Origin of the sequence: Pseudomonas sp. QE6 (assembly GCF_041379005.1) — a bacterium.
Lineage (GTDB): Bacteria > Pseudomonadota > Gammaproteobacteria > Pseudomonadales > Pseudomonadaceae > Pseudomonas.
In genome coordinates, this window is sequence record NZ_CP166873.1 from 1,467,268 (window position 1) to 1,479,801 (window position 12,534).

Here is a 12,534-nt window from a genome sequence, read left to right on the forward strand (position 1 = left end):
TGCCGCTTGTTCAGATTCTGCCCGGGCGGATCGATCCCCCGACGGCCACCGCGAGCCGCGCCGCAGAGCCTCACCGGATAAGACTGCATCGATGAAACAGTACCTCGACCTCATGCGCCACGTGCGCGAACACGGCACCTTCAAGAGCGACCGCACCGGCACCGGCACCTACAGCGTGTTCGGCCACCAGATGCGCTTCGACCTGGCCGAAGGCTTCCCGCTGGTGACCACCAAGAAGTGCCACCTGAAATCGATCATTCACGAGCTGCTGTGGTTCCTCAAAGGCTCGACCAACATCGCCTACCTGAAGGAAAACGGCGTCTCGATCTGGGACGAGTGGGCCGACGAGAACGGCGACCTGGGCCCGGTCTACGGCTACCAGTGGCGCTCCTGGCCGGCGCCGGACGGCCGTCACATCGACCAGATCGCCAACCTGATGACGATGCTGAAGAACAACCCGGACTCGCGCCGTTTGATCGTCTCCGCCTGGAACCCCGCGCTGATCGACGAGATGGCCCTGCCGCCGTGTCACGCGCTGTTCCAGTTCTACGTCGCCGACGGCAAGCTCAGCTGCCAGCTGTACCAGCGCTCGGCCGACATCTTCCTCGGCGTGCCCTTCAACATCGCCAGCTACGCGCTGCTGACCCTGATGGTCGCGCAGGTCGCGGGTTTGCAACCGGGCGAGTTCATCTGGACCGGCGGCGACTGCCACCTGTACGCCAACCACCTGGAACAGACCGACCTGCAGCTGACCCGCCAGCCGCTGCCGCTGCCGACCATGAAGATCAATCCCGAGGTGAAGGACCTGTTCGACTTCCGCTTCGAGGACTTCGAGCTGGTCGGCTACGAGGCCCACCCGCACATCAAGGCGCCGGTCGCCGTCTGACCTGTCCTCGATGAAGAAAAGGCCGGCGCAATGCCGGCTTTTTTGTTTCTGCGGGGCCTGTTTCGCAGGAGCAACTGTCTTCTTCTGGAGGAGTCCGTGCCTGCGCATCTCCCTCTCCCCAGCCCTCTCCCTCTGGGTGAGGGCCGACCCAAACGCAGATGTATCTCGTAGGAGTGGGCTTTGTCTGCGATGGACCCAGCGTGAGGCCGGATCGCAGACGGAGTCCGCTCCATCGCCCCATGAACCATCGTGTCTCCCTATTCACTTGATGAATAGCTGTTTCGCCAGGCGGTACAGGGTTTCGTGATACTGCGCCCGGTTGCTATGCTCCCCGGGCTGGCCGCCAAGTAGGCCAACGGATTTTCCGCCGAATAACGACAAGACCGGGGACCGTCATGCAGCCTTTCAGCTTCGCCACCACCGCGCAGATCCTCTGCGAGAGTGGTTCCGCCGCCCGCCTGGGTGAACTCTGCCGCGAACGCGGCGCCCAGCGTGTACTCATCGTCACCGACCCCGGCATCACCCGGTTGAACATGCTTGATGGCGTGCTGCCGGGCTTTGCCGCCGCCGGTGTGGCGGTGGAGGTCTTCGACCAGGTGCTGGCCGATCCGCCGGAAAGCGTGGTGCTGGAAGCCGCCGACCAGGCGCGCCGGATGGCTGCGCAACTGGTGATCGGTTTCGGCGGCGGCAGCTCGATGGACGTGGCCAAGCTGGTGGCATTGCTGGCGCATCCGCTGGCCTCCCAGGGGCTGAAGGATATCTTCGGCGTCGGCAACGCCCGCGGCCCGCGCCTGACGCTGCTGCAGGTGCCGACCACCGCCGGCACCGGCTCGGAAGTCACGCCGATCGCCATCGTCACCACCGGCGAGACCACCAAGATGGGCGTGGTCAGCCCGCACCTGCTGCCGGACCTGGCGGTGCTCGACGCCGACCTCACCCTCGGCCTGCCGCCCGCGGTCACCGCCGCCACCGGCATCGACGCCATGGTCCACGCCATCGAGGCGTACACCAGCAAGCTGAAGAAGAACCCGCTGTCCGACCTGCTGGCCCGCGAGGCCCTGCGCCTGCTGGCGCTGAACCTCGACGAGGCGGTGCACAACGGCAGCAACCGCGAGGCGCGCCAGGCCATGCTGCTGGGCGCCTGCCTGGCCGGCCAGGCCTTCGCCAACGCCCCGGTGGCCGCCGTGCACGCGCTGGCCTATCCGCTGGGTGGGCACTTTCACATTCCCCATGGGCTGAGCAATGCACTGGTACTGCCGGAAGTGATCCGCTTCAATGCGGCCAATGCCGGCACGCTCTACGCCGAGCTGGCGCCGTTGCTGCTGGGCGAACGCCTGCGCGCGGACGCGGACCGCACCGAGCAGCTCATCGCCGAACTGGCCGAGCTCAGCCCGCGCTGCGGCCTGCCCTCGCGCCTGCGCGACGCCGGCGTGCCGCAGGACAGCCTGCCACGCCTGGCCGCCGACGCCATGCTGCAGCAACGCCTGCTGGTGAATAATCCCCGTGAGGTCAGCGAGAGTGATGCGCTGGCCATCTACCGAGCCGCCTACTGAGAGAACGATGAGCGAACAGCACCCCAGCCGCGCCGATTACGCACACTTCCAGCCGATCACCACTCGCTGGCACGACAACGACATCTACGGCCATGTGAATAACGTGACCTACTACGGCTTCTTCGATACGGCGGTGAACACCTACCTGATCGAGCGCGGCGGCCTGGATATCCACGACGGCGAGGTGGTGGGCTTCGTGGTCAGTTCCAGCTGCGACTACTTCGCGCCCGTGGCCTTCCCCGAGCGCATCGAGGTCGGCCTACGGGTAGGCAAGCTGGGCAGCAGCTCGGTGCAGTACGAGCTGGCGATCTTCCGCGCAGGTGAAGACCTGGCCTGTGCGGCGGGCAGGTTCGTGCACGTGTTCGTGGATCGCGCGAGCAATCGTCCGGTGCCGATTCCCGCGCCGTTGCGCGAGGCGATGGAAGTATTGCTCCGCGCCTGAACGGTGTTTCGTAGGAGCGGACTCCGTCCGCGATGCTCTTGCTCTTCGTAGGGCGAATAACGCCTCTGGCGTTATCCGCCGCCTTGGCTTTGGGTGTTTCTGCGTCGCTTCGGCGTGTGCTGAGAGATTTTGTTTCGCCCCCTCGGGCGAGTCACTTTCTCAAACGCGAGAAAGTAACCAAAGCGCTTGTCCCTGCATCCGGCCCCGGCTTCGCCGGGGTCCCCTCGCTCCATCGAAGTTTCAGGGGCACGCCGCGAAGGGCCATCCCTGGCCCATCGCGGCTCTCGCGGCATCCATGCCGCTCAACCCCTGAAGCTCCGATTCCACTCGGCCTCCTGAAGGGGCGTTCCGGCGTGCGCGGAGATTTCTCTGGAAGTCTTAAAGAGCCAGAGCCAGAGCCAGAGCCAGAGCCAGAGCCAGAGCCAGAGCCAGAGCGCGGCACTCTGCTCCCGTAGGAGCGGACTTTGTCCGCGATAGGCGCGATGTCACATGGAAAGGGCAGCGCCTCACCATCCCATCGGGTAATGCTGAATCCGGCAGGGCTTGGGATTGCCGTCGTTCTTGCACTCCCCATCCAGGTACTGATAGCGCATCCACACCCGCTGGCCCGGCTTGGGCCAGTGCCTGCGCGCAATCATGCTCTGGTAATCGGCGCTCTCCGGCGCGAAGGCGATCACTTCGCCGCGAATCGGGCACTCGGTCGACGCCGGCTGGGCCTTCACCGACTCCACCCGTCCCTTCAGGGCAGGGTGGGGCTGGGTCACCCTCCCGGTGATCTCCACCTCCATCCGGCAAACCTGCCAATTCGCCGCCTGAGTGCAGGGTGCAATGAACAGGGGCAGGAACAGTCCAGCAGCAACTTTCACGACAAGAACTCCTTGTAGGCAGTGATCCTTCACCCGCAAGCCTATACCAGGCGCGCCGGATGGTAGGGCGGCCACCGGTCGAGCTGAGCGCGCTGCTCTCGGTTCGCCAGGCCTGAAATGAAAGAGCCCGCCGGAAGGCGGGCTCTTTCTGGGCTCAACGCAGCATCAATCGTCGTCGTGATACTTGTGTTTGTGCTTATGGTGACCCTTGGCCTTGTGGTAGCCGTTGTCGTGATGGCCATCGTGGTCATCATCGTCATCGTTGTTCTTGTCGGACATGTGGTTGCCCAGCGCGCCGCCCGCGGCGCCGCCCAGGCCTGCGCCGATGGTGCCGCCGGTGGAACCGCCGACCTTGTTGCCGATCACCGAGCCGCCCGCGGCGCCAAGACCGCCGCCAATGGCCGCCTCGGTCTTGTTGCCGTTCTTCGCGCCCATCGCGCCGCCGGCCGCGCCGCCAACGCCCGCGCCAATGGCCGCACCGGTGGAGCCGCCCAGGGCGCCGCCCACGACGTTGCCCAGGGCACCGCCTACGCCGCTGCCAATGGCAGCCTTGGTGTCATCGGCCATGGCCTGGCTGGCCTGGCTGGCCAGGAGGGCCAGCGCCAGAACAGAAAGAGTCTTACGCATCTTGCGAACCTGAATTTAGGAATGGGATGGGGAAATTGTCCCGCACACAAAACAGCCGGGCAACGCCTGCCCGGCTGTCAGTCATCATTTCCGTGGACTGATCGCGGTTTGCCTGCCGCGAATCAATCGTCCCAATGGCGACGATGGTGCTTGTGCTTGTACCAGCCGCGATGGCGGCCGTTATCGTGCCAGTCGCCGCGGTCGTAGTAGCGGGCACGACGGTAGCCGTGATGGTAGTCATCATCGTCGTCGTCGCGGTTGTTGTCGGCGTAGTGGTTGCCCAGCGCGCCGCCCGCGCCGCCGCCCAGGGCCGCGCCGATCAGACCGCCAGTGGTGCCGCCCATCTTGTTGCCGATCACCTGGCCGCCGGCTGCGCCCAGGCCACCGCCGATGGCGGCTTCTGTCTTGTTGCCATGGCGGGCACCGACCGCACCACCGGCCGCACCGCCGATACCACTACCAATGGCGGCGCCGGTGCTGCCACCGACCGACTGGCCGATGACCGAACCCAATACCCCGCCCAGGGCGCCACCGACGCCGGCACGGGTGTCGCCGTCCGCGAAGGCGGTGCCACCAACCAGCGCAAGAGACAACAGGAGCATCGAGGAGTATTTCATAGAGAGGATCTCTCTGTGGGGATGTTGGAAGCGATCCTCGGGTCGTGCGAAGGCTCTGGCAAGGTACTTCCGACGAATAACACGACTTTCATCAAATAATGCAAGTATTTGATTTAAGGTCAGAACTTTTTCGATTTTGCGCGGTCTGAGTGTTATTCCAGGGTTCTGTTTTGTGTGTGTTTTTCACGCAAAGTGCCATTGCAATGATGGCTTTTCACGCGACAGGCCCGTCCCTTCCGAGTTTACCTTTCAACCTCCTCCTGTGGGACGTGCTTCGGCGGATTTTTCGCAGGAACGTAGGGCGTATGACGTTTGACGTTATACGCCGCTTGACCGTGGTTCCCGCTGGCCCGGTCTTCAACCTGGCGGCCTGTCACCGAACGCCCCGAGCCCGCCCACGCGGCAACTGATAATCAAGGTGTATCGGCGTACAACCGCGAACGGTTGTACGCCCTGCGGGGCCCACAGAAGGCACAGGCCCCGGCTTGCCGCACAACATCAAACGATCCGCAGGCTCGGTCGGGCCTTCTCGAAGCGGATGGCGACGAACTTGGAGGTCGGGGTGTAGCTGCCCACGCCGTGGCTTTCCAGTGGCACCAGCGGGTTGGTTTCCGGGTAGTAGGCCGCCGCCTGCCCGCTGGGGATGTCATAGGCCAGCAGGGTGAAACCGCTGACCCGGCGCTCCACGCCGTCCGCCCAGAGCGACACCATGTCGACCTTCTCGCCCGGCTCGAAGCCCAGGCGGCGGATGTCCGCTTCGTTGGCGAACACTACCTCGCGCTGGCCGCGCACTCCGCGGTAGCGGTCGTCCAGGCCGTAGATGGTGGTGTTGTACTGGTCGTGGGAGCGCAGCGTCTGCAGGATCAGGTGCGGTTCCTGGCCGGACTGGCGGACCTTCTCGTGGACCAGGTCCGCCGGCAGCGGCTGGTCGTGGAAGTTGGCCTTGCCGCTGGCGGTGTTCCAGCGCCGGTCGGCGGCGGTGTTGCCCAGGTGGAAGCCGCCGGGGTGCGCCACGCGGCGATTGAAATCGGTGAAGCCGGGGATGGTGTCGGCGATCAGGTCGCGGATGCGGTCGTAGTGGGCGATCAGCGCGTCCCAGTCCACCGGGTGGTTGCCCAGGGCGGCCTTGGCGATGCCGGCGATGATGGCGGGTTCCGAGCGCATCAGCTTCGAGGAAGGCTCCAGCTGGCCGAAGGACGCGTGGATCATGCTGAAGGAGTCTTCCACGGTCACCGCCTGCGGGCCTTCGGCCTGGCGGTCGATGTCGGTGCGGCCCAGGCAGGGCAGGATCAGCGCGTCTCCGCCCACGGTGAGGTGGCTGCGGTTGAGCTTGGTGCTGATCTGCACGGTCAGTGCGCAGCGCTCCAGGGCGCGGTGAGTGCGCGCGCTGTCCGGGGTGGCCTGGGCGAAGTTGCCGCCCAGGCCGATGAAGACTTTCGCCTCGCCCTTGAGCATCGCCTCGATCGCCTCGACCGTGTTGTGGCCGTGCTTGCGCGGTACCTTGAAGTCGAAACGGCGTTCGAGGGCGTCGAGCAGGGCTGCCGGCGGGCGATCGTTGATGCCCATGGTGCGGTCGCCCTGCACGTTGCTGTGGCCGCGCACCGGGCACAGGCCGGCGCCGGGGCGGCCGACGTTGCCGCGCAGCAGTTGCAGGCTGACCAGTTCCTGGATGGTCGGCACCGAATGGTGGTGCTGGGTGATGCCCATGGCCCAGCACACGATCACGCGCTCGGCGCGGCGGTACATGATCGCCGCCTGCTCGATCTCGTCGAGGCTCAGGCCCGACTGCTGGACTATGTGGTCCCAGCTGGTGTCGTCCACTGCGGCCAGGTAGGCCTCGACGCCCTGGGTGTGCTCGGCGATGAAGGTGTGGTCGAACACCGCCGGCTCGCCCTTGGCCTGGGCCTCGCGCTCCCACCGCAGGAGGAACTTGGCGATGCCGCGCACCGCGGCCATGTCGCCGCCCAGCGCCGGGCGGAAGAACGCGGTGTTCAGCGGTTCGGAACCGTTGGTGAGCATCTCCAGCGCGTTCTGCGGGTGCTGGAAACGCTCCAGGCCGCGCTCCTTGAGCGGGTTGAAGGCGACCACCTGGGCACCGCGCTGCACCGCTTCGCGCAGCGGTTCGAGCATGCGCGGATGGTTGGTGCCGGGGTTCTGGCCGAACACGAAGATTGCGTCGGCATGCTCGAAGTCGTCGAAGGTCACGGTGCCCTTGCCGACACCCACGCTCGCGCCCAGGGCCACGCCGCTGGCTTCGTGGCACATGTTCGAGCAGTCGGGGAAGTTGTTGGTGCCGAAGGCGCGGACGAACAGCTGGTAGAGGAAGGCCGCCTCGTTGCTGGCCCGGCCTGAGGTGTAGAACTCGGCCTGGTCGGGGCTTTCCAGCGCGTTCAGGTGCTCGGCGATCAGGGCGAAGGCGTCGTCCCAGGCGATCGGCCGGTAGCGGTCGGTGGCCGGGTCGTAGCGCATCGGCTCGGTCAGGCGGCCCTGGTATTCGAGCCAGTAGTCGCTCTGCTCGCGCAGCGCGCTGACGCTGTGGCGGGCGAAGAAGGCAGCGTCCACGCGGCGCTTGGTGGCTTCCCAGTTCACTGCCTTGGCGCCGTTCTCGCAGAACTTCACCCGACCGTCCTCGGGCGAGTCGCCCCAGGCGCAACCGGGGCAGTCGAAGCCGCCGCTCTGGTTGGTCTTGAGCAGTGCGCGCAGGTTCTTGAACGGCTGCTTGCTGTCCAGCCAGAAGCGGGTGACGCTGATCAGCGCGCCCCAACCGGCGGCCGGGCCTTTGTAGGGTTGGTAGCGGGGTTTTACGGGTTGCAGGCTCATGTGGGCTCTTTCTTGAAGGACGGCGGCGGCGCTTTTTCAGGGGGCGGTCAGACGGCTTTCGGCGCCGGGCTGTAGACGCGCGGGGCGCTGCGGTGGGGCAGGTGGATCAGGTTCAGGTTGTGCTCGCGGGCCCACTGCACGGTGAGCGCGGTGGGCGCGGACAGGCTGACCAGGGTGGGCAATCCGGCGCGCAGGGCCTTGTGGATCAGCTCCAGGCTGCAGCGGCTGGTGACCACGGCGAAGCCGTCGCGGAGGTCCAGGCGCTGGCGCTTGAGGGCGCCGATCAGCTTGTCGAGGGCGTTGTGCCGGCCGATGTCCTCGCGGCACAGGCGGATCTCGCCGCTGCCGTCGACGAACAGCGCGGCGTGCACGGCGCCGCTGCGGCGGGCGATTTCCTGCGCGGCGTTCACCCGCTCGCGCAGGCCGGCCAGGTGGGCGGCGGGTGGTAGCGGTGCAGACGGCAGTACCGGCAGGTTCGGCAGCGCCTGGTCCAGCGCCTCGACACCGCACAGGCCGCAGCCGGTATTGCCGGCCAGCTGGCGCCGCTGCTCCTTGAGCGCCCAGAAGGCGCGGTTGCTGACCTGCACCTCGGCGGCAATTGCATCGCCGTGGGGCGTCAGGCGGATGTCATAGATGTCGTCGATGGACTCGATGAAACCGGCGCCAAGGCTGAAGCCGTGGACGAAATCTTCCAGATCGTTCGGCGAGACCATCATCACGGCCTGGCTGAGGCCGTTGTAGGCGATGGCCAGGGCGACTTCGTCGGCCAGTGGGGCGCTGCCGATGTCGCTTTCCGGGGTGAGTTCGGCGTAGGTGTAGCCGTCGACGGCGGCGTCGGCGGACGTGTCGGGAGCCCGGACCTCGGCGGCGGCCGGGCGGGCGATCAAGCAAGGCATGGGCTGAGCCCTATGGTTCTCTAGTAATAGCGCCAGACTAGGCCGATACGCGGGAAGCGTCTAATGGGTAGTTTCGATACCGTGATCGACGCCATCTATCACTCCGCCGGAGAGCCGTCCAGCAGCGTGGCCGCTTCGCGGAAGCAGGCTTCGGCCAGGGCCGAGCGCGGCTCGCCACGGCGAATGATCAAGCCCAGCGGGGAGAGGGTGCGGGCGTCCTCTATCGGGGTGAGGGCGAAGTGCTCGCCCTGGGCGTCGAGTCCGCTGCCCAGCGGCATGATCGCGCAGCACAGGCCGCGCTCCACGGCTTGCAGCAACTGGTGCACGGCGTCCGTTTCCAGGCGCGGCCGGGGTGTCAGGCCACGGCTGCGGAAGCCATGGTCGATGGACTGGCGAAAATGCATGCCGGTCGACAGCAGGCCCAGGGGCAGGTCCGCCAGGGCGTCCCAGCCGAGGGTCGGGCTGGCGAACTGGAAGTGCCGGCGGTCGTGCAACAGGCCCATCCGCGTGCCGGCCAGTTCCAGTCCTTCGAAGTGCTCACGGTCGAGGCGGTCGAGGTAGGACAGGCCGAGGTCCAGCTGGTTGCGGCCAAGACCTTCGAGGATGTTTTCCGAGCTCAGGGCATAGAGCTGGAAGCGCAGCTCCGGGTGGCGCTGGGCGAACAGCTCGATCAGCCGCATGGGGTCGAAACCCGCCAGCGGCACCAGCCCCAGGCGCAGGGTGCCGACCAGTTGGCCCCGGCAGGCGGCGGCCTCGGCGTACAGGCCGTCGTGGGCGGCCAGCAGGCTGCGGGCCCAGGCCAGCACGCGCTCGCCGGCCTCGGTGAAGCCTTCGAAGCGCTGCCCGCGCCGCACCAGCTCCAGGCCCAGCTCCTCCTCCAGGCTGCGCAGGCGCATCGACAGGGTCGGCTGGGTGACGTGGCAGCGCGCCGCCGCCTGGCCGAAATGCCGCGTCTCGTCGAGGGCGCAGAGGAACTTGAGCTGTTTGATGTCCATCGTGGGATGGCTCCGGGAGGCGGCTTTCAGTCAGTAAAAAGGCCGGGCTGGGAATAATCCGGCGGGCGTTGCCAATCTTGCCGACTAGACTCCTAGCGCACGCGGTCGGCCCAATGCCGGCCGCCTGTCACTGTAACCGTAGGGAGATTGGAAATGGGCATTTTTGCTTTTGTGAAGGAAGCCGGCGAGAAGCTGTGGGAAAGCATCGTGGGCCAGGAGGCGCAGGCGGCGGAATCGCTCAAGGAGCATATTGCCAAGGTCGGCCTGGGCAACCCGAACATCCAGGTCAGTGTCGAGGGCGACAAGGTGATCGCCACCGGCGAGGTGGCCAGCCAGGAGGAGAAGGAGAAGATCCTGCTGACCCTGGGCAACGTCGCGGGTGTCTCCGGCGTGGAAGACCACATCACCGTCGCCACGCCGGCCCCGGAGGCGCGCTTCGTCACCGTGAAGAAGGGTGACACCCTGAGCGCCATCGCCAAGGCCGAGTACGGCAACGCCAACGCCTACATGAAGATCTTCGAGGCGAACAAGCCGATGCTCAGCCATCCGGACAAGATCTATCCCGGCCAGGTGCTGCGGATTCCGGCGTAACGCCCAGGAGCCCGGCCCGGTGCCGGGCTTTTTTCGCCAAGCGGGAGTCAGAGCCCTTCGATCAGCGTCCGGTAGCTGTCCTGGGCGGCGAACTCCTCGGTGTCCTTGGGCCCGCCACGGCTGTCGGGCTGGCGCACCGCCAGCAGATGGCCGACGCCGAACTGCCGCGCCGCACGCAGGATCGGCAGGCTGTCATCGATGAACAGGCTGCGCGCCGGGTCGAAGCCGATGTCGGCGTGCAGCGCCTGCCAGAACTGCGGATCTTCCTTGGGGTAGCCGTAGTCGTGGGAGCTGATCAGGCGGTCGAACCAGGGCGCGAGCTCGACCCGTTCCAGCTTCAGCGACAGCGAGTCGCGGTGGGCGTTGGTGATCAGCACCGCGCGCTTGTCGTGCAGGCGCAGCGCGGCGAGGAACAGGTCGGCATCCGGGCGCAGGGCGATCAGGTGGGCCACCTCGCGCTTGAGGTCGCGGACCGACAGCTTCAGCTCGCGGGTCCAGAAGTCCAGGCAGTACCAGTTGAGTTGTCCGGCATGCTCGCGGAACAGCGGCAGCAGCTCGGCGTCGGCCTGCTCGCGGCTGATGCCGTGGTGTTCGGCGTAGCGCTGGGGCAGGTGTTCGAGCCAGAAATGATTGTCGAAGTGCAGGTCGAGCAGGGTTCCGTCCATGTCGAGCAGGACGGTATCGATGGCTGACCAGGGCAGGCTTGGCATGGTGGGCTCGGTAACAGGGTGTCGTAATTGCGCAGTGAATCGGCAGGCTCCGCGCAACATCCGACACGGACAATCGGAGAAGGCGGGTTATCATAGCCGACCCGGCCACCCCCAGGAGTCGCCCCATGCGTCAGAAACCCACGGTGCTCGCCCGCGAGATCGTCGCCAAAAGCCGACTGTTCGCCGTCGAAGAGCTGCAATTGCGCTTCTCCAACGGTGTCGAGCGCACCTATGAGCGGCTGGTGGGCAAGGGGCAGGGCTATGGCGCGGTGATGGTGGTGGCGATGCTCGACGCCGAGCATGTGGTCCTGGTCGAGGAATACTGCGCCGGGGTCGACGAATACCAGTTGTCGCTGCCCAAGGGGCTGGTGGAGCCGGGCGAGGACATCCTCGCCGCCGCCGACCGCGAGCTCAAGGAGGAGGCCGGCTACGGCGCCCACCAGCTCGAGCACATCACCGAACTGTCGCTGTCGCCCGGCTACATGAGCCAGCGCATCCAGGTGGTGCTGGCGCGCAATCTCTATCCCGAAAGCCTGCCCGGCGACGAGCCGGAGCCGATGCGGGTGGACAGGATCAGTCTGCGGGAGCTGTCCAGCCTCGCCCAGCATGCCCAGTTCAGCGAAGGACGCGCACTGGCCGCGCTCTATCTGGTGCGCGACCTGTTGACCCAACGAGGAGAGTACCAACCGTGATGCATGCCTTTCTTCCCGCGGTCATCGACCTGGTGCACAAGGCCGGCGACGTGATCCTGCCGTTCTGGCGCAGTGATCTGAACGTCGAGCAGAAGGCCGACGCGTCGCCGGTGACCGCCGCCGACCTGGCTGCCCACCGCCTGCTGGCCGACGGCCTGCGCGCGTTGGCGCCGGAAGTGCCGGTGCTGTCGGAGGAAGACTGCGACATCCCGCTTGAGCAGCGTGCCCAGTGGACGCGCTGGTGGCTGGTGGACCCGCTGGACGGCACCAAGGAGTTCATCGCCGGCAGCGAGGAGTTCACCGTCAACGTGGCGCTGATCGAGCGCGGTCGGGTGGTGTTCGGTGTCGTCGGCATCCCCGCCAGCGGCCGTTGCTACTACGGCGGCACCGGGCTCGGCGCGTGGCGCGAGGAGCGCAGTGGCGATCCGCAGGAAATCAGCGTGCGGGTCAGCCCGACCGAAGCCTTCACCGTGGTGGCCAGCAAGCGCCACTCCAGTCCCGCCCAGGAGCGCCTGCTGGCCGGCCTGGCGGAGCGTTTCGGCGATCTGGAGCTGGCCAATATCGGCAGTTCCCTGAAGTTCTGTCTGCTGGCCGAGGGCTCGGCGGACTGTTATCCGCGCCTGGCGCCCACCTCGCAGTGGGACACGGCGGCGGCCCAGGGCGTCCTGGAAGGCGCCGGCGGCGAAATGCTCGACCTGCATGGCCAGGCCTTCACCTATGAGGCGCGGGATACGCTGCTCAATCCGTCGTTCCTCGCCCTGCCGAAGGCCGCGGAATGGCGTGAGGAGCTGATCCAGCTGGCGCGTGCGCTGGACTGATTGGCCCTGCTGCTTTGCCTA

13 protein-coding genes are annotated in these 12,534 nt (G+C 66.6%); 6 read left to right on the forward strand and 7 right to left on the reverse strand.

The genetic code is table 11. From position 1 onward, the window contains the following. Nucleotides 1-91: 91 nt before the first annotated feature. The 3 genes from ACAW63_RS06620 to ACAW63_RS06630 all read left to right on the forward strand — a co-directional run bounded on the left by ACAW63_RS06620 (nucleotide 92) and on the right by ACAW63_RS06630 (nucleotide 2,881). Nucleotides 92-886: a thymidylate synthase gene (locus tag ACAW63_RS06620; RefSeq protein WP_371232541.1), complete on the forward strand. Its 795-nt coding sequence runs from the start codon at nucleotides 92-94 to the stop codon at nucleotides 884-886. A gap of 395 nt (nucleotides 887-1,281) precedes the next feature. Beyond that, nucleotides 1,282-2,439, forward strand: coding sequence for an iron-containing alcohol dehydrogenase (locus ACAW63_RS06625; RefSeq protein ID WP_371232543.1), 1,158 nt, complete (start codon nucleotides 1,282-1,284; stop codon nucleotides 2,437-2,439). A 7-nt stretch (nucleotides 2,440-2,446) separates the two neighbouring features. Beyond that, the gene (locus ACAW63_RS06630) at nucleotides 2,447-2,881 is read left to right on the forward strand and encodes an acyl-CoA thioesterase (RefSeq protein ID WP_371232545.1); all 435 of its coding nucleotides are present in this window, start codon (nucleotides 2,447-2,449) and stop codon (nucleotides 2,879-2,881) included. 506 nt (nucleotides 2,882-3,387) lie between these two features. On the opposite strand, the gene ACAW63_RS06635 is transcribed toward ACAW63_RS06630, so the two are convergent. The 6 genes from ACAW63_RS06635 to ACAW63_RS06660 all read right to left on the reverse strand — a co-directional run bounded on the left by ACAW63_RS06635 (nucleotide 3,388) and on the right by ACAW63_RS06660 (nucleotide 9,702). Beyond that, a complete protein-coding gene (locus ACAW63_RS06635; protein ID WP_371232547.1) occupies nucleotides 3,388-3,747 on the reverse strand; it encodes a hypothetical protein in 360 nt (119 codons plus the stop codon). 165 nt (nucleotides 3,748-3,912) lie between these two features. Next, complete coding sequence (locus tag ACAW63_RS06640; RefSeq protein WP_371232549.1) at nucleotides 3,913-4,374, reverse strand: glycine zipper domain-containing protein; 462 nt, start codon at nucleotides 4,372-4,374, stop codon at nucleotides 3,913-3,915. 122 nt (nucleotides 4,375-4,496) lie between these two features. Then, nucleotides 4,497-4,991, reverse strand: a complete 495-nt coding sequence (locus ACAW63_RS06645; protein ID WP_275609752.1) for a glycine zipper domain-containing protein — start codon at nucleotides 4,989-4,991, stop codon at nucleotides 4,497-4,499. Between the two features lie 498 nt (nucleotides 4,992-5,489). Then, nucleotides 5,490-7,811 (reverse strand): FdhF/YdeP family oxidoreductase, encoded by a 2,322-nt coding sequence (locus ACAW63_RS06650; RefSeq protein WP_371232552.1) that lies wholly within the window; start codon nucleotides 7,809-7,811, stop codon nucleotides 5,490-5,492. A 47-nt stretch (nucleotides 7,812-7,858) separates the two neighbouring features. Next, a complete protein-coding gene (gene fdhD / locus ACAW63_RS06655; protein ID WP_371232554.1) occupies nucleotides 7,859-8,707 on the reverse strand; it encodes a formate dehydrogenase accessory sulfurtransferase FdhD in 849 nt (282 codons plus the stop codon). A gap of 98 nt (nucleotides 8,708-8,805) precedes the next feature. Further along, complete coding sequence (locus ACAW63_RS06660) at nucleotides 8,806-9,702, reverse strand: LysR family transcriptional regulator (protein WP_371232555.1); 897 nt, start codon at nucleotides 9,700-9,702, stop codon at nucleotides 8,806-8,808. A gap of 153 nt (nucleotides 9,703-9,855) precedes the next feature. Between ACAW63_RS06660 and lysM the strand changes: the two genes are divergently transcribed. Continuing rightward, nucleotides 9,856-10,293, forward strand: a complete 438-nt coding sequence (gene lysM, locus ACAW63_RS06665; RefSeq protein ID WP_275609756.1) for a peptidoglycan-binding protein LysM — start codon at nucleotides 9,856-9,858, stop codon at nucleotides 10,291-10,293. 47 nt (nucleotides 10,294-10,340) lie between these two features. On the opposite strand, the gene yrfG is transcribed toward lysM, so the two are convergent. Then, nucleotides 10,341-11,003 (reverse strand): GMP/IMP nucleotidase, encoded by a 663-nt coding sequence (gene yrfG, locus ACAW63_RS06670; RefSeq protein WP_371232557.1) that lies wholly within the window; start codon nucleotides 11,001-11,003, stop codon nucleotides 10,341-10,343. Between the two features lie 125 nt (nucleotides 11,004-11,128). Between yrfG and nudE the strand changes: the two genes are divergently transcribed. Further along, nucleotides 11,129-11,695 carry an ADP compounds hydrolase NudE gene (nudE, locus tag ACAW63_RS06675; RefSeq protein ID WP_371232558.1) on the forward strand — a complete coding sequence of 189 codons (567 nt, stop codon included), beginning with the start codon at nucleotides 11,129-11,131 and terminating at the stop codon, nucleotides 11,693-11,695. Beyond that, a complete protein-coding gene (cysQ, locus tag ACAW63_RS06680) occupies nucleotides 11,695-12,513 on the forward strand; it encodes a 3'(2'),5'-bisphosphate nucleotidase CysQ (RefSeq protein WP_371232560.1) in 819 nt (272 codons plus the stop codon). The genes nudE and cysQ overlap by 1 nt, the downstream gene beginning before the upstream one ends. Nucleotides 12,514-12,534 lie beyond the last annotated feature (21 nt).

What these genes read in the sequence shown, in the direction of transcription:
- ACAW63_RS06620 (WP_371232541.1), top strand. Translation starts at nt 92, where the DNA reads ATGAAACAGTACCTCGACCTCATGCGCCACGTGCGCGAACACGGCACC.
- ACAW63_RS06625 (WP_371232543.1), top strand. Translation starts at nt 1,282, where the DNA reads ATGCAGCCTTTCAGCTTCGCCACCACCGCGCAGATCCTCTGCGAGAGT.
- ACAW63_RS06630 (WP_371232545.1), top strand. Translation starts at nt 2,447, where the DNA reads ATGAGCGAACAGCACCCCAGCCGCGCCGATTACGCACACTTCCAGCCG.
- ACAW63_RS06640 (WP_371232549.1), bottom strand. Translation starts at nt 4,374, where the DNA reads ATGCGTAAGACTCTTTCTGTTCTGGCGCTGGCCCTCCTGGCCAGCCAG.
- ACAW63_RS06645 (WP_275609752.1), bottom strand. Translation starts at nt 4,991, where the DNA reads ATGAAATACTCCTCGATGCTCCTGTTGTCTCTTGCGCTGGTTGGTGGC.
- ACAW63_RS06650 (WP_371232552.1), bottom strand. Translation starts at nt 7,811, where the DNA reads ATGAGCCTGCAACCCGTAAAACCCCGCTACCAACCCTACAAAGGCCCG.
- fdhD (WP_371232554.1), bottom strand. Translation starts at nt 8,707, where the DNA reads ATGCCTTGCTTGATCGCCCGCCCGGCCGCCGCCGAGGTCCGGGCTCCC.
- ACAW63_RS06660 (WP_371232555.1), bottom strand. Translation starts at nt 9,702, where the DNA reads ATGGACATCAAACAGCTCAAGTTCCTCTGCGCCCTCGACGAGACGCGG.
- lysM (WP_275609756.1), top strand. Translation starts at nt 9,856, where the DNA reads ATGGGCATTTTTGCTTTTGTGAAGGAAGCCGGCGAGAAGCTGTGGGAA.
- yrfG (WP_371232557.1), bottom strand. Translation starts at nt 11,003, where the DNA reads ATGCCAAGCCTGCCCTGGTCAGCCATCGATACCGTCCTGCTCGACATG.
- nudE (WP_371232558.1), top strand. Translation starts at nt 11,129, where the DNA reads ATGCGTCAGAAACCCACGGTGCTCGCCCGCGAGATCGTCGCCAAAAGC.
- cysQ (WP_371232560.1), top strand. Translation starts at nt 11,695, where the DNA reads ATGCATGCCTTTCTTCCCGCGGTCATCGACCTGGTGCACAAGGCCGGC.